This window comes from Microbacterium sp. NPDC055903 (assembly GCF_053615555.1).
Map to the genome: position 1 here is coordinate 1,181,877 of NZ_JBSHCA010000001.1, position 17,828 is coordinate 1,199,704.

18 protein-coding genes are annotated in these 17,828 nt (G+C 70.1%); 11 read left to right on the forward strand and 7 right to left on the reverse strand.

Annotated features, from left to right (window positions below; genetic code table 11):
- The first annotated feature begins 93 nt into the window (after positions 1-93).
- Positions 94-495 carry a phage holin family protein gene (locus ACWGJP_RS05390; protein ID WP_452328727.1) on the forward strand — a complete coding sequence of 134 codons (402 nt, stop codon included), beginning with the start codon at positions 94-96 and terminating at the stop codon, positions 493-495.
- Positions 496-546: 51 nt separating this feature from the next.
- On the opposite strand, the gene ACWGJP_RS05395 is transcribed toward ACWGJP_RS05390, so the two are convergent.
- Together ACWGJP_RS05395 and ACWGJP_RS05400 are read right to left on the reverse strand one after the other, a co-directional pair.
- Entirely contained in the window at positions 547-1,854 is a 1,308-nt protein-coding gene (locus ACWGJP_RS05395; protein WP_452328728.1) for a hypothetical protein, read from the reverse strand.
- Complete coding sequence (locus tag ACWGJP_RS05400; protein ID WP_452328729.1) at positions 1,847-2,107, reverse strand: hypothetical protein; 261 nt, start codon at positions 2,105-2,107, stop codon at positions 1,847-1,849. The genes ACWGJP_RS05395 and ACWGJP_RS05400 overlap by 8 nt, the downstream gene beginning before the upstream one ends.
- 139 nt (positions 2,108-2,246) lie before the next feature.
- Between ACWGJP_RS05400 and ACWGJP_RS05405 the strand changes: the two genes are divergently transcribed.
- Positions 2,247-2,771 (forward strand): low molecular weight protein-tyrosine-phosphatase, encoded by a 525-nt coding sequence (locus tag ACWGJP_RS05405; RefSeq protein ID WP_452328730.1) that lies wholly within the window; start codon positions 2,247-2,249, stop codon positions 2,769-2,771.
- Between the two features lie 14 nt (positions 2,772-2,785).
- Positions 2,786-4,168 carry an adenylosuccinate lyase gene (purB, locus tag ACWGJP_RS05410; RefSeq protein WP_452329497.1) on the forward strand — a complete coding sequence of 461 codons (1,383 nt, stop codon included), beginning with the start codon at positions 2,786-2,788 and terminating at the stop codon, positions 4,166-4,168.
- A 201-nt stretch (positions 4,169-4,369) separates the two neighbouring features.
- On the opposite strand, the gene ACWGJP_RS05415 is transcribed toward purB, so the two are convergent.
- Positions 4,370-4,741: a hypothetical protein gene (locus ACWGJP_RS05415; protein WP_452328731.1), complete on the reverse strand. Its 372-nt coding sequence runs from the start codon at positions 4,739-4,741 to the stop codon at positions 4,370-4,372.
- Positions 4,738-5,370: an acyl-CoA synthetase gene (locus tag ACWGJP_RS05420; protein WP_452328732.1), complete on the reverse strand. Its 633-nt coding sequence runs from the start codon at positions 5,368-5,370 to the stop codon at positions 4,738-4,740. The genes ACWGJP_RS05415 and ACWGJP_RS05420 overlap by 4 nt, the downstream gene beginning before the upstream one ends.
- Positions 5,371-5,665: 295 nt before the next feature.
- Here ACWGJP_RS05420 and ACWGJP_RS05425 point away from each other — a divergent pair, with 295 nt between their 5' ends.
- The gene (locus ACWGJP_RS05425; protein WP_452328733.1) at positions 5,666-6,577 is read left to right on the forward strand and encodes a hypothetical protein; all 912 of its coding nucleotides are present in this window, start codon (positions 5,666-5,668) and stop codon (positions 6,575-6,577) included.
- Between the two features lie 5 nt (positions 6,578-6,582).
- On the opposite strand, the gene ACWGJP_RS05430 is transcribed toward ACWGJP_RS05425, so the two are convergent.
- Positions 6,583-7,419 (reverse strand): sulfurtransferase, encoded by an 837-nt coding sequence (locus ACWGJP_RS05430; protein ID WP_452328734.1) that lies wholly within the window; start codon positions 7,417-7,419, stop codon positions 6,583-6,585.
- A 136-nt stretch (positions 7,420-7,555) separates the two neighbouring features.
- Positions 7,556-8,932: a DivIVA domain-containing protein gene (locus ACWGJP_RS05435; protein WP_452328735.1), complete on the reverse strand. Its 1,377-nt coding sequence runs from the start codon at positions 8,930-8,932 to the stop codon at positions 7,556-7,558.
- A gap of 167 nt (positions 8,933-9,099) precedes the next feature.
- Between ACWGJP_RS05435 and ACWGJP_RS05440 the strand changes: the two genes are divergently transcribed.
- Positions 9,100-10,071 (forward strand): DMT family transporter, encoded by a 972-nt coding sequence (locus ACWGJP_RS05440; protein ID WP_452328736.1) that lies wholly within the window; start codon positions 9,100-9,102, stop codon positions 10,069-10,071.
- 121 nt (positions 10,072-10,192) lie between these two features.
- On the opposite strand, the gene ACWGJP_RS05445 is transcribed toward ACWGJP_RS05440, so the two are convergent.
- Positions 10,193-11,212 (reverse strand): zinc-dependent alcohol dehydrogenase family protein, encoded by a 1,020-nt coding sequence (locus ACWGJP_RS05445; RefSeq protein WP_452328737.1) that lies wholly within the window; start codon positions 11,210-11,212, stop codon positions 10,193-10,195.
- Between the two features lie 158 nt (positions 11,213-11,370).
- On the opposite strand from ACWGJP_RS05445, the gene ACWGJP_RS05450 reads away from it, so the two are divergent.
- From ACWGJP_RS05450 to ACWGJP_RS05475, 6 genes are all read left to right on the forward strand, one after another.
- The gene (locus ACWGJP_RS05450) at positions 11,371-12,270 is read left to right on the forward strand and encodes an MmyB family transcriptional regulator (protein WP_452328738.1); all 900 of its coding nucleotides are present in this window, start codon (positions 11,371-11,373) and stop codon (positions 12,268-12,270) included.
- A complete protein-coding gene (locus tag ACWGJP_RS05455; protein ID WP_452328739.1) occupies positions 12,263-12,913 on the forward strand; it encodes a GTP cyclohydrolase II in 651 nt (216 codons plus the stop codon). The genes ACWGJP_RS05450 and ACWGJP_RS05455 overlap by 8 nt, the downstream gene beginning before the upstream one ends.
- Before the next feature lie 44 nt (positions 12,914-12,957).
- Positions 12,958-13,386 (forward strand): MarR family winged helix-turn-helix transcriptional regulator, encoded by a 429-nt coding sequence (locus tag ACWGJP_RS05460; protein ID WP_452328740.1) that lies wholly within the window; start codon positions 12,958-12,960, stop codon positions 13,384-13,386.
- Between the two features lie 226 nt (positions 13,387-13,612).
- Entirely contained in the window at positions 13,613-14,521 is a 909-nt protein-coding gene (locus tag ACWGJP_RS05465) for a helix-turn-helix transcriptional regulator (RefSeq protein ID WP_452328741.1), read from the forward strand.
- Between the two features lie 314 nt (positions 14,522-14,835).
- Positions 14,836-15,678 (forward strand): PhzF family phenazine biosynthesis protein, encoded by an 843-nt coding sequence (locus ACWGJP_RS05470; protein ID WP_452328742.1) that lies wholly within the window; start codon positions 14,836-14,838, stop codon positions 15,676-15,678.
- 194 nt (positions 15,679-15,872) lie between these two features.
- The gene (locus tag ACWGJP_RS05475) at positions 15,873-17,786 is read left to right on the forward strand and encodes a M3 family metallopeptidase (RefSeq protein ID WP_452328743.1); all 1,914 of its coding nucleotides are present in this window, start codon (positions 15,873-15,875) and stop codon (positions 17,784-17,786) included.
- The last annotated feature ends 42 nt before the right edge of the window (positions 17,787-17,828 follow it).

Here is a 17,828-nt window from a genome sequence, read left to right on the forward strand (position 1 = left end):
GCTCCTCAGGGCTCGTCGGGCCTTTCGGCTCAGGCGGGTCACTTCAGTCTACCCGGCGACAACTCGGGGCGGCCGTGCGAGACTGTTCGCACCATGCGCTTCATCATCCGAGTCGTCGTCAATGCCTTCGCGTTCTGGGTCGTTTCACTGATCCCCGCGCTGCAGATCGCTGTGACCGCGTTCGCGCCCGGCGAAACGCTCCAGCTCGTGCTCACCCTGCTCGCGTTGGGTGCGATCTTCGCCCTGGTGAACACCATCGTCGGCACGGTGGTCAAGATCGTCGCCTTCCCGTTGTACATCCTCACCTTCGGCCTGATCGGCTTCGTCATCAACGGCTTCCTGCTGTGGCTGACGGCATGGATCACCAGTGGCTTCGGGTGGGGCCTGAGCGTGGGCGACTTCTGGTGGGGCGTGCTCGCCGCCATCGTGATCTCGCTCATCAACGGCGTCTTCGGCTTCATCCTCCGTCCGCAGAAGAAGAAGTCCTCCCGCTGACGTCGTCGCTCGGCGGCGCCCGGGCGGTTCGCCCCTCGCCTCCCCGGGGTGTCACTGCGCCCACCCCGTGCGGTCGGCCTCATACTCGGTCGCCTCGATGTGCTCCGCCCGAGCCAGTTCGGCAAGCCGCACGCGATAGGCCTCGACGCGCGGATCGCCGGAGTCGTCGACCAGCTCGGCGGTCTCGATGTAGGTATCGATCATGTGCGGCTCGAGGATGACGTCCCTCCATTGCGATGGCGGATCGCCCTCCCGCTGGGCGACGAAGCTGTCCGCTGACCCCGACCCCTGCGGCGAGCCTCCACCCGCGAGTGCGTTCACGAGGTCGTCCGAGTGACGCAGCTGGATGAGGAGCTGATCCTCTCCGAGCATCGGCTCGACAGGGCTGCCTGCCGTCACCAGCAGATCGACGTCGAACTCCCCCTGCGTCGCGAGGTACGAGCCGATCATGCCCGCCTGCGAGTGGGCATAGACATCGACTCGATCGCCCGGCCCTGCACCGGCCTGATGCAGTGCCTCCACCGTCGCTCGGTAGGACGCCGCATCCATGCCGAGATACATCTGCGCGTTAGATCGCATGTCCCACGGCTCCTCCCCACCGGCGAGCCCCGACTGCGTTCCCTTCGCGTAGAGCACGTAGCGCGTCGCCCCATCGGCGAAGGTGTACCGCTCGACCTTCACCTGCGCGTTCTCCGTCTCGGGGAAGCGACGGAAGGCGTCGGCGAGGGATGCCGGCGGCGCCACGGGCGCCGAGGTCTGGACGGGACGGACGACCACCGGGTCCGCCTTGCCCGTCACCACGAAGCCGGGCGGAACCGTGCCGACGAGCCCGGTCGTCGAGACGGCCGTCACCGCGGCGACGACGGCGCCCGGCGCGAGGCCGGTCAGCCCGAGGAGATCGAACTGGCTGTCCAGCCCCTCGAAGCGGCGCTCCTCCCATCCCGCCGTGAGATAGTCGGCCACCGTCGCCAGGCGCTCGTCCGCGGCCTCGATCTCGGCGATCTCCGCGCTTACCGCGTCTGCCGCCCTGCCATCGGTGAGGGCGAGGGCATCCCGCTGCGCGCGCAGCTCGACGAGCTCGTACGCATCGGCCATCAGCGTCGCGCCCTCGACGATCCGGTCGAACTCTGCGCGCAGTGCGGTGAGTGCGTCACCCGACCCCCACAGCGCGACCGTATCGATGTGCACGGAGAGCCCCGCTCCTGCAACGATCCACCGATGGGCCTGGTGGGCGGCATCCGCAGCCTCCTGGACCAGACGTGCCACGGCGCCCAACCGCGCCGCGATGTCGCGCACGACCTCGGTGTCCACCTCGAGCACTCCCCCATGGGTGATCGAGAACCCGTCCGCCTCAGCCATGCGCGAGCTCCAGCTCCCACAGCCGTTGCCGCAGCGGATGCGCCTGCGCCCCGACCCGCGCGGAGATATCCTCGATCGCACCCTGCAGTGCACGCATCCCCTCGGCCTGCCACCCCGCGTCCGCGCTCAGCGCGACGAGCGCGATGCCCGCCTCATCGAGTCGCTCCAGCGCCTCGGAGATCGATCGTCGGGCCCCGAACCAGGAATAGTCCTGTGCGGAGCTGAACGCGGTGGCCGAGTCGATGGAGAGCATGCGGCAAGGATGCCCGGCTGCAGCGACGCGGGAACGAGCGGCACCCGCCGCTTCTGCGGCCATGGGGAGAACCAGAGCAGATGCACGCGAGTGCAGGAGAAGTCTCCCGCTCGCTTCGCCGACGCGGCAAGATGGATCCATGACCGACCCGGATCCCTTCCGCGTCATCTTCGTCTGCACCGGCAACATCTGCCGTTCCCCGATGGCCGAAGTGGTGCTGCGCGACCTCGCCGAGAGGCAGGGCCTCGGTCGGCGCATCGTGTCGACGAGCGCCGGCACAGGCGATTGGCACCTCGGCGAGCGCGCCGATCACCGCACGCTCGACGCGCTGCGGCGCCGCGGCTATGACGGAGCGCAGCACAGGGCGCGACAGTTCTCTGCGGCATCCTTCCGCGAGAACGACCTCGTCGTCGCCCTGGACCGGACCCACGAGCGCAACCTCAGGGAATGGGCGCGCGACGAGGACGAGGAGGGCAAGGTCACCCTCCTGCTGTCCTTCGACCCGATGGCCGAGACCCTGGACGTCCCGGACCCCTACTATGCGGGCCCGGATATGTTCGATGCGGTGCTCGGTATGATCGAGACGTCGACCAGAGGCCTGTTCCGCCAGCTCGAACCCGCTCTGCGACAGCCCGCACGACGCCCCGCCTTCGAGGGGCCCTGAGCAGGAGGACTCCCCTGACTTCGCACGCCCCGCTTCCCGCACAGCCCCTCAGCCCGCTCGACGGCCGCTACCGCGGCGCCGTCGCCGGCCTCTCCGACTACCTCTCCGAGGCGGGCCTGAACCGCGCTCGCGTCGAGGTCGAGGTCGAGTGGCTGATCGCGCTCACCGATCGTTCGCTGTTCGAGACGTCTCCCCTCTCGGATGCCGACAAGGAGCGCCTCCGGGCCCTCTACCGCGACTTCGGTCAGACCGAGATCGACTGGCTCGCCGAGAAGGAGGCCGTCACGCAGCATGATGTGAAGGCCGTCGAGTACCTCGTCCGCGACCGGCTCTCCAGCCTCGGCCTCGACGCCATCGCAGAGCTCACGCACTTCGCGTGCACCAGCGAGGACATCAACTCCGCCTCCTACGCCCTCACCGTCAAGCGCGCCGTCATCGGTGTGTGGCTGCCCGCGCTGAAGGATGTCATCGCGAAGCTGCGCGAGCTGTCCGTCGAGCATGCGGATGCCGCGATGCTGTCGCGCACCCACGGCCAGCCCGCGACGCCGTCGACCATGGGCAAGGAGCTCGCCGTCTTCGCGTGGCGTCTCGAGCGGGTCGCGGCGCAGATCGAGGCATCCGAGTTCCTCGCGAAGTTCTCCGGAGCGACGGGCACCTGGTCCGCGCACCTCGCCGCCGAGCCGGACGCCGACTGGCCGACGATCTCCCAGGAGTTCATCGCGTCCCTGGACATCGACTTCAACGGCCTCACCACGCAGATCGAGTCGCACGACTGGCAGGTCGAGCTCTACGACCGGGTGCGTCACGCCGGCGGCATCCTGCACAACCTGGCGACGGATGCCTGGACCTATATCTCACTGGGCTATTTCGCTCAGATCCCCGTCGCGGGCGCGACCGGATCGTCGACGATGCCGCACAAGATCAACCCGATCCGCTTCGAGAACGCCGAGGCCAATCTCGAGATCGCCGGCGGGCTCCTCGCGACGCTCTCGCAGACACTCGTCACCTCGCGCCTGCAGCGCGACCTCACCGACTCCACCACGCAGCGCAACATCGGCGTCGCGTTCGGGCACTCGCTGCTCGCGCTGGACAACCTGCGCCGCGGGCTGAACGCCATCTCTCTGCGCCGCGATGTACTGCTGGAGGACCTCGACGGCAACTGGGAGGTGCTCGCCGAGGCGATCCAGACCGTCATCCGCGCCGAGGTCGTCGCCGGCCGCTCCACGATCAGCGACCCTTACGCTCTGCTCAAGGAGCTGACCCGCGGCCACCGCGTCGGCGCTGCGGAGCTGGCGGCGTTCGTCGAGACGCTGGAGATCGGGGATGCTGCGAAGAAGCGCCTGCTGGCGCTGACTCCCGCGACCTACATCGGCATCGCGGAGCAGCTCGCGCGCTGAGACGGGGCGCCCTCGCCCCGCGCTTCCTGTCGGATCGCGCGCCTGACCGCGCCGCTTCGGGGGCCGACACGCCAGATGTCGGACGAAACAGCCCCCACCGTCCGACAAGTGGCGTGTCGGCCCCCATCCGGGTGACGGAACGGAGCAGACGACGCCCCGGCCCCGTGGAAAGCGGGCGCCGTGGGGACGCCGGCGCGCAGGTCAGGCGGTCCGGTCGCCCTGCGGCGAGGGCTCGTCTCCGGGCTCAGGGTCGGCGACAGCATCCGGCTCTTCGTCGTAGAGGACGGGGCGCTCGAGCTCCTCCGCCTCGTACTGCGCCGGGTCGACGGCGAGGATGAGCATCGAGAGGATGAGCAGGGTGGCGATGAACGCCCCTCCGCCGATCACGAGGCCGAGGGCGATCGGCGTGAGCCCCTCGTAGGTTCCCCGGGAGATGGCGACGTTCACGCGCTCGGTGAAGGCACCGGTCGTCACCAGAGTCACGACTGCGGCGAACACACCGCACACCGCGGCAATGCCGAGCAGGTGCAGCGGACGGAGCAGCTCGCGCCGCGTTGGCTTGTCGTCGGTCATGCCGCGCCTCCCTGGACGGATTCGACGTCCGCGGCCGCAGCCGAGGCGCGCGAAGAAGGTGTGAAGCCCGCGATGCCGAGGAACACGGCGACGATCGCGGCGTAGCCGCCGAGCATCCCGACGCCGAGGATGATGCCGGTGAGCACGAACTCGCCCGCGCCCTCGATCGCATACGGGGAGGAGAAACCGGCGGGGATCAGCAGCAGCAGGATGCCGAGGAGCACGCCGATCGCACCGATGAGGATCGCGTCGCGCGCGAGCGGGTCGGCGATGCGGCGGGCCCGGATGCCGGCGAGAACCTCGATGCCGCCGGAGATGATCGCCCAGCTGATGACGACGACGAAGAAGACGTCATCGGTGCGCAGCGTGGGGATGCCAGCGGCCATGCCGGCGAGCACGTTCACGGCAGCCAGCAGGATGCTCGGCGCGCGCCGTCCCTTGGGCTGGACGAGCCAGGCGCTCAACGCATGGATGAACGCCGTGGCGATCGCGAAGCCGCTGAACACCGAGAGCCCGACCGCGGCCGAGTGATCGGACGAGAACGTGATCATGAGCGCGGCGACGGCGGCGAAGAGCGCGCGGAGCAGCTGGATGTGGCGCACGGTGAACGTGCGGGCGGGCGCAGACATGACGGATCCTCGGTGCTGGCGTTGGTCTTCCCAGTCTACGCGTGGGTTCGCGGGGCCGACTCCCAGCCGGGCATTGCACGACGGTGTCCGGTGGCCGTCCCCAGACAGGCCACCGGACTCCGTGTTCACGCAACGAGGGGGAATCACTGCGCCGGGTCGAACGGCGCGGGATCGGGCTCCAACCCGTGCCGCGTCGACCCTGTGACCCGCTTTCCGCCAGGGCCCCGAGGCGGTGTGCATGGTCTTATGGTTCAATCTAGGCGACCCCTCTTCACATACCTGGGGAAATGATGTGATGGCACAGGAGAACAGCACGAGCACTGCTCAGGACGCCACGTTCTCGACGGCCCTCCGTGAGGCGATCCGAGAACGCGGGGTGACGCTCGCCTGGTTGAACGCCCGTCTGCGCGACGGGGGCAATCCTGTGTCGATGGCGACGCTGAGCTATTGGCGTTCCGGCGCGCGTCGACCGGAGGGCGCGCAGTCCCTCGCCGCCGTCGGCGAGATCGAGCAGCTCCTCGACCTCCCGGTGGGCGCGCTGTCCGGCGCCATCGGCAGGAGCCTGCGCGTCGGCCCGTTCGGCAGTCCGACCTTCCCGCTTCCCGCGGCCGATCTCGAAGCCGCGGTCACGGAGGTGTTCGAGGCGCTCGGCGAGCCCCAGGCCGACCGCGTGCGCGATGTCACGACACAGGTGGTCACCGAGGTCGGGCCCGCCGGAACGGTGCGCTCGCGCAGCATCCGGACGCTGATCCAGTCGATGTCGGGCCTGGTCACGCACGTGCCCTATGTGGAGATGACCCCCGGCCAGGCGACGCCGCCGCCCCCGTTCACCGCGCTCGGAGGCGGGCGGATCGACCGTGTGCACTCGCATCCTTCCGGCGAAGTACACGGATTCGCGTTCGAGCTCGATCAGCCGATCGATACCGCGGAGACGACCATGATCGAGTGGCGCATCGACTACTCGGACGAGTTCCCCGCGACGAGGGAGACCGGACACGGGTTCTCGCGGCAGTGCCGCGAGCTGCTGATGTGGACGCGGTTCGACCCGGCGGCGCTTCCGACCTGGGTCGACGAGGTCGTCGAGACCCCGGAAGCGAGCACGCGCATCCCCGTCGTGATCGATCGCGGATCATCGGTGCACCAGGTCCGGCGCCGGTTCGGCCCGGGGATGCTGAGCCTGGAGTGGGGCGACGGGCCGAGGGACTGAGCCGCTCAGCGGGGGTCGGCACCCGTCGCCACCGGGCGACCCGGGGTGTTCGACCACTGGCTCCATGAGCCGTGGAAGACACGAGCGTCGATGCCCGCCTCGGCGAGCACGAGCGCGCTGTGCGCGGCCGTGATGCCAGAGCCGCAGTAGGCGGCGACGTCGGTCGTGTCATCGATGCCGATCTGCAGGAGGCGATCGCGGATCTCGTCGACGCCACGAAGCGTCCCGTCCTCAGCGAGGTGCACCCCGGTCGGCAGGTTGATCGCGCCGGGGATGTGGCCGGCGATCGGATCGTAGGGCTCCACCTCGCCCCGGTACCGCTCCGGGGCCCTGACGTCGAGCAGGATGCCGGATGCCGGAAACGCCGCCGCCTCGTCGATCGTGAGGCTTCCGCCGTCTACCTCGGTGAGCGTCACGTCGCCTGGCGTCGCGCTCACCCGACCCGTGTCGACGGCTCCGGCGGATGCCTGCCAGGCACGCCATCCGCCGTCCAGCACGCGAACGTCGACGCCGCCCCGCCGCAGCAGCCACCAGGCGCGGGCGGCGGCCAAACCTGCGTAGTCGTCGTACGCGACGACGACATCGCCGTCGTTCACGCCCCAGCGCCGGGCCGCAGCCTGCACGGTAGCGGTCTCGGGCAGCGGATGCCTACCCTCATCGGGCCTGCCATGACGCGAGAGCTCGGCCTCGAGGTCGGCGAAGACCGCGCCGGGGATATGCCCGGCCTCGTACTCCGCACGCCCATCCGGCCGGTCGAGTCGCCAGCGCACGTCGATGATCCGGAGCCGAGGCTCGGTGGAGATCAGCTCGGACAGCTCGGCGACGCTCACCAGATGGGACATGGACTCAGCGTATGCCCGTGTGAGGAGGTGGTCGCCACGCGCGCTTCGACAGGCTCAGCGAGCGAGAGGGAGACGGGCTCGGAGAGCGAGACGAGGGCTCGCTCAGCAAGCGGGAGCAAGAGCGAGGGCTACGCGCTCAGCGCTCGGAAGCGGACTCCAGCTCCTCGTCGTCGGCCGCTTCCTCGGCATCCGAGACCTCTTCGGCCTCCGAGACCTCTTCGAGATCGGCCGCGGCGCCCTCGTCGTCGATCTCATCCACGGACTCCTCGTCCGCCTCGGCGGCGACGTCCTTCGCGAGCACGCCGTCGGGGCGGATCAGCTCGCGCACCTCCGCCATGAAGCTGTTGAGCTGCTGCTGCTGCCAGCGCAGCTGGCGGGTGCGGTCCTCGGCATCCCGGAGCACCTCGGTCGTGTGCCCGATCACGGTGTCGACGATCTTCTGTGCTTTGACGCGAGCGCGGTCGAGGGTCTCGCGCGAGCGGACCTGCGCATCGGCCTCGATCGACTGCGCCTGCGTGCGCATCAGACGCTCGTAGTCATCAGCCTTCGCCGAGATGCGCTGCGCGTGCTCCAGCGACGAGGTGACCTGCTCGTTGGCGTCGCTGGTGATGCGCTCGGCGTGCGCGACGGCCTGGTTGTGGAGGGTGAGGAACTCCTGCTGCGCGTCGTTCTGCCGGCGGGTCAGGCTCTCCTCGAACTCGAGCACGCGCGTGTTCATCTCGCGCACCTCGCGCTCGGCCTCCGCACGCTGCTGCTGCGTCTCCCTGGTGACCATCGCGCGCAGCGCGGCCGAACCCTTCTCGGCCTCGGTGCGGACCGCTGCCGCCTCCTGTTCGGCCTGGGTGACCTTCTCCGCGGCGTGGGCGGCCTCACGGGCGATGCGCGCCTCGTGCGCGGTGTACTCGGTGTCGATGCGCAGACGCACCTGGTCGGCGTCCTGCTCGGCCTGCGCGGTGATGCGCGCGACATCGGCCTCGAGCTCGACGCGCTTGGCCTCCGCCTCCTCACGAGCGGCCTCCAGCAGGCGATCGGCCTGAATGGCGGCATTCTGGATGAGGACGTTTGCCTGCTCCTCCGCGACGCGGAGGACCGCCTCGAACTGCAGACGGGACCCCTCGTCGTCGCCGTCCTTCTTCGGGGCGTCGACGAGCTCGCTCGTCAGCGTGGCGACCTGCTGCTCCGATTCGGCGGCCTGAGCCTGCGCGGCGACGAGCTGCTCCTCGAGCGACGCGAGCCGCTCCTCCAGCGAGGCGATGCGCTCCTGGTCCTCTTCCCTGGCGGCCGCCGCCTCGGCGCGGACGGCATCCGCCTCGCCGGTGGCTCCGTTGCGCGCGAGCTGCACATCGGTCTCCGCACGCTGCAGCTGCGCCTGCAGTCGTGTGATGGCGGCATCCACCTCGCCCTTGTCGTAGCCGCGGAACGCCTGCGTGAACGAGGACTGCTCGCGCGCAGCGCCGCCTCCCTGCACCAGCTGGTCGAAGAAGTCGGATCCGCTGTTCTGCGAGTCGCTCATGGCGTGAGCCTTTCTGACGCGTGCGACCGCGCGGCCGCAGGGGAAGGAGGGGGGAAGAGGCGCTGAGACCTCAGCCTAATCCGTGCGTCTATGAACAGGAACCGCTCCGGCGACTTCGACGCGCAGCGGAGCTACAATCGACCAGGCAGTTTCGAGAAAGGCCCGTGATGCCCTCTCGTATGCGCTGGATCCCGTTCCGCTCCCAAGAGCTCGCCCTCATCGCGATCACCGCCGTCTGGGGGTGCACGTTCCTCGTCGTGCACTGGGCGATGGAGCACTCCGGCCCGTGGTTCTTCGTGGGCCTGAGGTTCCTCCTCGCGGGCCTCATCAGCGCGGTGATCTTCCGGAGGATGCTCCGTGGCATCCGCTGGATCGACATCGGAGCGGGCACGGCCATCGGGGTCATGATCTACCTCGGCTACGGCCTCCAGACCCTCGGGCTGCAGACGATCGACTCGTCCACCTCCGCATTCATCACCGCGATGTACGTCCCGCTCGTCCCGCTCCTGCAGTGGGCCGTGTTCCGCAAGCGCCCGCACGTCATGGCCTTCGTCGGCGCGGGGCTCGCGTTCGCGGGCCTCCTCCTGATCGCGGGCCCGGATGCTTTCGCCCTCACCCTCGGACCGGGCGAGATCGCGACCATGATCAGCACCCTGCCGATCGCCGGGGAGATCATCCTCATCAGCGTGTTCGCCGGGAAGATCGACCTGGGCCGCATCACCGTGATCCAGCTCGTCGCCGCGGGCATCCTCTCGTTCGCCACCATGCCCGTCGCGGGCGAGGGCGTGCCCGAGTTCTCCTGGGTCTGGCTCACCGCCGCGATCGCGCTGGGAGCGGCGAGCTGCCTCATCCAGCTCACGATGAACTGGGCGCAGAAGTCGGTCTCCCCCACCCGCGCCACCGTCATCTACGCCGGCGAGCCGGTCTGGGCCGGCGTCGTCGGCCGCATCGCGGGTGAACGGCTGCCTGCGACGGCGCTCATCGGAGGGGCGCTGGTCGTCCTCGGCATCCTCGCGAGCGAGTTGCGTCTGGTGCGGCGTCGGCGTCGGCGCCGCGAGGCGGATGCCGGAGCCGAGGCGGCCGCAGCATCGCCCGATGCGACGCCCGCCCCCGACACCGATCAGGACCGCCGCACGTAGTCCTCGTCGGCGACGTGCTCCAGCCCGGTCGCCGGCGCTTCCGGATCGTCCGCCGCCGCGTAGAGCGCGATGTGCTCCATCCAGCACTCGGCCGTCGCACCGTGCGTCCTCGTGTCCTCCGTCAGAGCGTCAGCAGGACCTTGGTGGCGCGGCGCTCATCCATCGCCCGGTAGCCCTCGGCCGCATCCTCCAGAGGAAGGGTGAGATCGAACACCTCGCCCGGCGAGATCTCCCGGTCCCAGATGAGCTGGATCAGCTCGGGCAGGAAGCGCCGGACCGGCGCCGGCCCGCCGTGCAGGTGCACCCCGGAGAAGAACAGCTCGTCGCCGGGCAGGGCGACGTCGTGCGAGACCCCGACGTAGCCGACGTGCCCGCCGGGTCGAGTCGAGCGGATGGCCTGCATCATCGACTCCTGCGTACCGACGGCCTCGATGACCGAGTGCGCGCCGAGACCGCCGGTGAGCTCCTTGATCCGCGCCACGCCCTCGTCGCCGCGCTCCTCGACGATGTCGGTCGCGCCGAAGCGGCGGGCGAGAGCTTGACGGTCGGCATGCCTGCTCATCGCGATGACGCGCTCCGCGCCCAGCTGCCTCGCCGCGAGGATTCCGAGGAGCCCGACCGCGCCGTCTCCGACGACGGCGACGGTCTTGCCGGGTCCTGCCTCCGCGGCGAGCGCCGCGAACCACCCCGTGCCGAGCACATCGGAAGCGGCCAGCAGGTCGGGCACGATCTCGGGGTCCGGCATGCCTGGTGTGGGCACGAGCGTTCCATCGGCGTGCGGGATGAGGGCGTACTCGGCCTGGGTCCCGATGCTGCCCATCGAGACGACGTGCACGCAGCGGGACTGATATCCGGCCTGGCAGATCTCACAGGTGTTGTCGGATGCCATGAACGAGCCGACGACGAAATCTCCGACCTTCACATTCTTCACGTCTGCACCGATCTCCTCGACGACACCGACGTACTCGTGGCCCATCGGGGTGGCGTCCACCGTGTCGGCGCCGCGGTAGGGCCAGAGATCGGACCCGCAGATGCAGGTGGCCGCGAGGCGGATGACGGCATCCGTGGGCGCCGCGATGACCGGCTTGTCTCGTTCCTCGACCCGGACGTCGCCCGGTCCGTGCATGATGACTCCGCGCATGGGATGTTCTCCTTCGTCGTGATGACTCCAGTCAACGGCCGGGCGCGGGCGCGGGGAAGGCTCTGGCGAGGGGTGTACTGCCAGGGCTCCCCTCCGAGGGCGAGGGGTACCGTGACAGGGCCTGGCTCGTGCCGCGCGCCGACGCCTACCATCGCTGCATGGACAATCGTGCCGAGGTCCGCGAGTACCTCACCTCCCGCCGGGCGAAGCTCGCGCCCGAGCAGGTCGGCCTTCCTGCGGGCGGCCATCGCCGGGTGCCGGGGCTGCGACGCACCGAGGCCGCGATGCTGGCCGGCGTCAGCGTCGAGTACTACGCCAAGCTCGAGCGCGGCGCGATCGCCGGTGCTTCCGCCTCGGTGCTGGACGCGCTCGCGCGTGCGCTTCTGCTCGACGAGGCCGAACGAGCACATCTGTTCGACCTCGCGCGCGCGGCGGACGGCATCCCGACCTCCGGGCGACCGCGTCGGCGCGCAGCCGCGCCGACCGCCGCACGGCCGAGCCTGACCTGGGCCCTGGAGGCCCTCACCGGCGCGGTGGCCTTCGTGCGCGACCAGCATCAAGACCTCATCGCCGCGAATCCGCTCGGGCGGGCGTTCTTTTCGCCGCTCATCGGCGACGGCGGGCGGACCCCGAATCTCGCCCGCTTCCAGTTCCTCGATCCCGCCGCGCGCGAGTTCTATCCCGACTGGGAGCTGTTCGCCGAGATGTGCGTCGCGATCATGCGCGCCGAGGCAGGTCGCGACCCGCACGACGCCGCCCTGCAGGATCTCGTCGGGGAGCTCTCGACGCAGAGCGAGGTGTTCCGCCGCCTCTGGGCCGCGCACGACGTGCGCACGCACGGCGCAGGCACGAAGCGGTACCGGCATCCGGTCGTCGGTGAGGTGACGCTCGCCTACGAAGAGCTCGCCATCACGGCGGAGCCGGGTCAGGTTCTCATGGTCTACACCGCCGAGCCCGGCTCTCCATCGGCGGAAAGGCTGTCGCTGCTGGCCAGCTGGGCGGCTGGAGCGGTTCCGGGAATAGTGACCGGCCCGACGCGTTCCACCCAACATGATTGAAACTTCAACCGTCGCCACCGAGCGCACGCACGTGCGCGTGCCTCTTCGCTTCGCGGACGGTTACGCCACCACGGCGGACGTCTTCACCTTCGACGGGCTCGTGGACGGCAAGGAGCATCTGCTCCTGGGTCTCGGCGACTGGAAGGCGGCGCTCGAGCGCGCGGATGCCGGCGGCGAGGCGCCGCTCGTCAGGCCGCACAGCGAATGCCTCACGGGCGACGTGTTCGGCTCGGAGCGCTGCGACTGCGGCCCCCAGCTGCGCGAGGCCGTGGAGCGCATCGCCGACGCAGGCGGATTCCTGCTCTACCTGCGGCAGGAGGGCCGGGGCATCGGCCTCTACGCCAAACTCGACGCGTATGCCCTGCAGGACTCGGGGCTGGACACCTACGAGGCCAACCTCGCGCTCGGTCACGGCGAGGACGAGCGCGACTACGCCGCAGCGGCGCAGATGCTGACCGCCGTCGGAGCGACGAGCATCCGCCTGCTCAGCAACAACCCCGACAAGGCGACGCAACTCGAAGGCCTCGGCATCACCGTCACCGAGCGCGTGCGCACAGGAGTGCACCTCTCGGACGCGAACGCCGGCTACCTGCGCGCCAAGCGCGACCACACCGCGCACACCCTCGACCTCTCGGCGGCATGATGCCGGTCGACGAGCGGCACCCGCGGCGGCTCGACGACACGGAGATGGCTGCCTGGCTGCCCGTGATCCGGTTCACGCAGCTGCTGCCGCAGGTGCTCGATCGCGCATTGCGCGAGACGGTGGGCCTGAACCACGCCCGTTACGCGATCCTCATCATGCTCGCAGGTCAGGATGAGGAACCCGTCACCATGACCGAGCTGGCCAGGATCGCCGGGCTCAGTCGTTCTCGCCTCAGCCACGCCCTGGACTCCCTGGAGGAGCGCGGCTGGGTGCAGCGGTCCTCCTGCGGCAGCGACAAGCGGACCCTCAGCGCGATGCTCACCCCCGAGGGACGGGAGCTGCTGCGCTCGGCGGCACCCGTGCACGTCGCCCAGATCCGCGAGCTCGTGCTCGATCCGCTCTCGGACGAGGAGCGCCGGCAGTTCGCGGCGATCGCGTCGAAGCTGATCCCCGGGGTGACCGCCGCGCTGTAGGGGCGTCACTCGCCGGGCCGGTCACGTCTCGGCAGGCCTCGAGGGATGCGGGGACGCCGCACTCGTGACCGCTGCGCGCTGCCGGTCACAGAACAGGCCGGCTCCCCCGCCGCTTCCCGCCCGAAACGCGACCGCCGCACCCGGCCGGTCACAGAACGGCCTTCAGGGTCTCACCGGTACTGCTGGTGCCTCCCTCCGCCACACGGATCGGCGTAGCGTCGTCATCATGGACACCCGAAGCGAGGTGCGCGAGTTCCTGTCCTCCCGACGCGCCAGACTCACTCCCGACCAGGCCGGCCTGCCGGCGTTCGGCGGCAACCGCCGCGTGCCTGGGCTGCGCCGCGAAGAGGTCTCCCTGCTCGCCGGCGTGAGCGTCGACTACTACACCCGGCTGGAGCGCGGCGACCTCGCCGGCGTCTCCGACAGCGTCCTCGAGGCACTCGCCAGGGCGCTGCAGCTCGACGAAGCCGAGACCGCGCACCTGCACGACCTGGCACGCACGGCGAACGCCTCGCCGGTGCCGCGCAAGCCGCGCAAGAAAGCTGAGGGGCTGCGGCCCAGCATCCAGCGCCTGCTCGATGCGATCACCGAGGCGCCGGCGATCATCCGCGACAACCACTTCGATTACCGGGCAGCGAACGCGCTCGGCCGGGCGCTGTATGCGCCGGTGTTCGCCGCCGCCGCACCGAACAGCGCGCGCTTCGCCTTCCTCGATCCGGCAGCGCGGGACTTCTACCCGGAGTGGGAGCGCAACACCCATGAGCTCGTCGCCACCATGCGCGGAGAGGCCGGGCGGAACCCCTTCGACAAGAAGCTCACCGACCTGGTCGGCGAGCTCTCCACACGCAGCGAGCGCTTCCGCACCCTGTGGGCTGCGCACAACGTGCGGTACCACCGCAGCGGGACCAAGCGCATCAACCATCCCGTCTTCGGGGAGTTCGAGCTCACCTACGAGGCGTTCGAGCTGCCGGCCGATGCGGGCCTGCAGCTGTCGACCTACACGGCCCTGCCAGGCAGCGCCTCTGCCGAGAAGCTGAAGCTGCTGGCCAGCTGGGCCGCGACCGAGGCCGCCGCCGGGGGCTCGGATGCTGCGGCGGCGGATGCCGGAGCCGCTACGTCGACGCGGGATGCCTGAGCCGCGACGGCGGGGGATGCCGGCTGAGCGGTGACGTCCAGGGATTCCGGCGGCGAGATGAGGGCCAACCGCGAGGAGACTGCCTGAACCGGTCTGCGGGCGCGCCGGTCACGCTTCCGCAGGCCCGACGCCCTTCGGGGCCGCCCCCGCCGTGACCGCTGAACCGGCCGGTCACGCAACGGGCCGGCTCCTGACGCGGCATCCCGCCCCAGACGCGACCGATCCGTGCACCACTCGCGCGGTATTGGACCCCGATTCCGGCGGTTGCGGCATCCTGCCCGCGTCTAGGCTCAGGGCACGACGAAAGGATGCTCATGTCCCGCAGCTACGCGTTCGCCCAGGTGGACGTCTTCTCCGCCACCCCGTTCCTCGGCAATCCGGTCGCGGTGATCCTGGATGCCGAGGGCGTCACCAACGAGGAGATGCAGCGCATCGCGCGCTGGACGAACCTCTCCGAGACGACGTTCCTCCTCCCAGCGTCCGCTCCGGACGCCGACTACCGGCTGCGCATCTTCACACCGGGCGGCGAACTGCCCTTCGCCGGGCATCCGACGCTCGGCTCGGCCGCAGCCTGGCTCGCCGCAGGCGGCACGCCGGCCGACGGCTCGACGATCGTGCAGGAGTGCGGCGCGGGCCTCGTCCGCATCCGCCGAGACGGCGAGGTGCTCTCGTTCGAGGCTCCGCCGACGCTGCGCTCCGGCCCGATGGACGAGGAGCATCTCGAACGCGTGGCGGCGGGATTCGGCATCCCGCGCAGCGCGATCATCGACCACCAGTGGGTGGACAACGGACCGGGTTGGGCCGTCGTCCGTCTGGCCTCCGCCGAGGAGGTGCTGGCCCTCGAACCCGACTTCTCCCTGCTGTCCGATGAGATGGTGGGGGCGATCGGCACCTACCCCGAGGGCTCCCGCTTCGCCATCGAGATGCGCAGCTTCGCGCCGAGGGGAAAGGTCGACGAGGATCCGGTCTGCGGCAGCATGAACGCCAGCGTCGGGCAGTGGCTGACCTCGACGGGTGCGCTGCCGCCGTCGTACCTGTCGTCCCAGGGCGCGCGGCTCGACCGCGCCGGCGAGATCTCCGTGAGCACCGATGACGCAGGGCAAGTGTGGGTCGGCGGGAAGACCACCGTCGGCATCCAGGGCACGATCACGCTGTAGTCGGGTCGGCGCACCGCTGCCGCCCGGATGCAGAGGCCGGCACGACAGGTCGGGAGGAGATCACCCGAATCGGAGGATCGGATGCCGCAGAGGCATCCTCCCTTTCGTGCGAACTCCTCCGAATCAGTCGTGTCGGCGCATCCGGCGCCGCGCTACCCGCACCCGCACCCCGCCTCGGACGTAGGCTGAGGCGCATGGCTCTGGAACCTCTCGCCCTGCCCTCCTCCGACTGGGATGCCTTCGTCGCACACCGCGCGGACAGCTCTCTCGCCGCCGCACGCGAGGTCGTCGCGCAGTTGAAGGACGGCACGTCCCGCACCGCCCTCGAGACGCTGGAGCTGTGGAACGAGGGCGAGATCGCCGTCGCGAACGCGTCGAGCATCACGCAGCTGCTCGCCGAGGTCCACCCCGATGCCGCGGTCCGCGAGCTTGCGGAGGACCGCCTGCAGGACGCCTCGGCCTTCGTGACGGAGCGGGATCAGGACGGCGATCTGTACCGGGTGTTCGCCGAGCTCGATCCGGCCGGCCTCGACCCTGAGGCCACGCGGCTGCTCACCCGCGTGCTGCGCGACTTCCGCCGCGCCGGTGTCGACCGCGATGAGGCGACGAGGGCCAGGCTCGCCGAGATCAGCGCCCGGACGACGGAGATCGACCAGGAGTTCTCCCGCAATGTGCGCGACGATGTGCGCAGCATCCGGATCTCCCCTGAGCGCCTGGCAGGTCTCCCCGAGGACTACATCGACGCCCACCCGCAGGACGCGGACGGTCTGGTCACGATAACCACCGACTACCCCGACGTGCGTCCGTTCCGGGTCTACGCCCACGACGCCGCCGCGCGCGAGGAGATCACGGTCGCCTTCAACTCGCGTGGCTGGCCGGTCAACGACGCGCTCCTGCACGAGTTGCTGGCGCTCCGCGACGAGCAGGCGCGACTCCTCGGCTATGCCTCGTGGCCGGCATACGACGCCGAGGTCAAGATGATCGGATCGTCCGAGGCGATCGCGGAGTTCATCGATCGCATCAGCGAGCTCGCCGAAGCGCCCGCCCGGGAGGAGGCCGAGGCGCTGCTGGCCGTCGCCCGGCGGGAGAACCCGGATGCCGAGACGCTGACCACGCCGGACTCCGACTACTACCAGGAGATCGTCCGCCGCGAGGAGTTCGACGTGGACGCGCAGGAGGTGCGTCGCTACTTCGACTTCACCCGCGTGCGGGAGGGTCTGCTCGCGGTGACCGGGCGGCTGTTCGGCGTGGAGTACCGCGTCGTCGAGGACGCCCCGGCCTGGGCCGATGAGGTGACGAGCTACGACGTGCTGCGCGACGGCGAGCGCATCGGACGCATCCACCTCGACCTGCATCCGCGAGAGGGGAAGTACAAGCACGCCGCCCAGTTCGACATCGTCTCCGGCGTGCACGGCATGCAGCTCCCGGAGGGTGCGCTGGTGTGCAACTTCCCCCGCGGGCTCATGGAGCACGAGCAGGTCAAGACCCTCTTCCACGAGTTCGGGCATCTGCTGCATCACGTGCTGGGCGGCGATCAGCGCTGGGTGCGCTTCTCGGGCGTCGCCACCGAATGGGACTTCGTCGAGGCCCCGTCGCAGATGCTCGAGGAGTGGGCGTGGGACGCCGAGGTGCTGCGTACCTTCGCGGTGGATGCCGCAGGCGAGCCGATCCCGGCGGATCTCGTCGAGCGGATGCGTCGCGCGGCCGATTTCGGGCGCGGCATCTGGGCCAGACGTCAGATGTTCTACGCCGCCGTCTCGTACCGGCTGCATCTGGAGACCCCGGACGATCACGACGCCGCCGTGGCGGAGCTGTCAGACCGGTACGAGATCTGCGGCCGCGTGCCCGGCACGCACATGCAGAGCGCGTTCGGGCACCTCACCGGCTACACCTCGGCGTACTACACGTACATGTGGAGCCTCGTCATCGCCAAGGACATGTTCAGCGCGTTCGACGCCGACGACCTGTTCGCGGCGGACGTCGCCGGGCGGTACCGCGACGGCATCCTCGCTCCTGGCGGTTCCGCGGATGCCGCGGCGCTCGTCGCCGGGTTCCTCGGTCGCCCGTACGCGTTCGACGCCTTCGGGGCGTGGCTCGCCGGGGAATGAGCCCGCGCCGGCCTGCGCGAGCTCCCGTTCCCTGAGCCTGCT

Bases quoted from the DNA above. Each gene is read 5' to 3' on its own strand.
- ACWGJP_RS05390 (WP_452328727.1), top strand. From the start codon at position 94: ATGCGCTTCATCATCCGAGTCGTCGTCAATGCCTTCGCGTTCTGGGTC.
- ACWGJP_RS05395 (WP_452328728.1), bottom strand. From the start codon at position 1,854: ATGGCTGAGGCGGACGGGTTCTCGATCACCCATGGGGGAGTGCTCGAG.
- ACWGJP_RS05400 (WP_452328729.1), bottom strand. From the start codon at position 2,107: ATGCTCTCCATCGACTCGGCCACCGCGTTCAGCTCCGCACAGGACTAT.
- ACWGJP_RS05405 (WP_452328730.1), top strand. From the start codon at position 2,247: ATGACCGACCCGGATCCCTTCCGCGTCATCTTCGTCTGCACCGGCAAC.
- ACWGJP_RS05415 (WP_452328731.1), bottom strand. From the start codon at position 4,741: ATGACCGACGACAAGCCAACGCGGCGCGAGCTGCTCCGTCCGCTGCAC.
- ACWGJP_RS05420 (WP_452328732.1), bottom strand. From the start codon at position 5,370: ATGTCTGCGCCCGCCCGCACGTTCACCGTGCGCCACATCCAGCTGCTC.
- ACWGJP_RS05425 (WP_452328733.1), top strand. From the start codon at position 5,666: ATGGCACAGGAGAACAGCACGAGCACTGCTCAGGACGCCACGTTCTCG.
- ACWGJP_RS05430 (WP_452328734.1), bottom strand. From the start codon at position 7,419: ATGTCCCATCTGGTGAGCGTCGCCGAGCTGTCCGAGCTGATCTCCACC.
- ACWGJP_RS05435 (WP_452328735.1), bottom strand. From the start codon at position 8,932: ATGAGCGACTCGCAGAACAGCGGATCCGACTTCTTCGACCAGCTGGTG.
- ACWGJP_RS05440 (WP_452328736.1), top strand. From the start codon at position 9,100: ATGCCCTCTCGTATGCGCTGGATCCCGTTCCGCTCCCAAGAGCTCGCC.
- ACWGJP_RS05445 (WP_452328737.1), bottom strand. From the start codon at position 11,212: ATGCGCGGAGTCATCATGCACGGACCGGGCGACGTCCGGGTCGAGGAA.
- ACWGJP_RS05450 (WP_452328738.1), top strand. From the start codon at position 11,371: ATGGACAATCGTGCCGAGGTCCGCGAGTACCTCACCTCCCGCCGGGCG.
- ACWGJP_RS05455 (WP_452328739.1), top strand. From the start codon at position 12,263: ATGATTGAAACTTCAACCGTCGCCACCGAGCGCACGCACGTGCGCGTG.
- ACWGJP_RS05460 (WP_452328740.1), top strand. From the start codon at position 12,958: ATGGCTGCCTGGCTGCCCGTGATCCGGTTCACGCAGCTGCTGCCGCAG.
- ACWGJP_RS05465 (WP_452328741.1), top strand. From the start codon at position 13,613: ATGGACACCCGAAGCGAGGTGCGCGAGTTCCTGTCCTCCCGACGCGCC.
- ACWGJP_RS05470 (WP_452328742.1), top strand. From the start codon at position 14,836: ATGTCCCGCAGCTACGCGTTCGCCCAGGTGGACGTCTTCTCCGCCACC.
- ACWGJP_RS05475 (WP_452328743.1), top strand. From the start codon at position 15,873: ATGGCTCTGGAACCTCTCGCCCTGCCCTCCTCCGACTGGGATGCCTTC.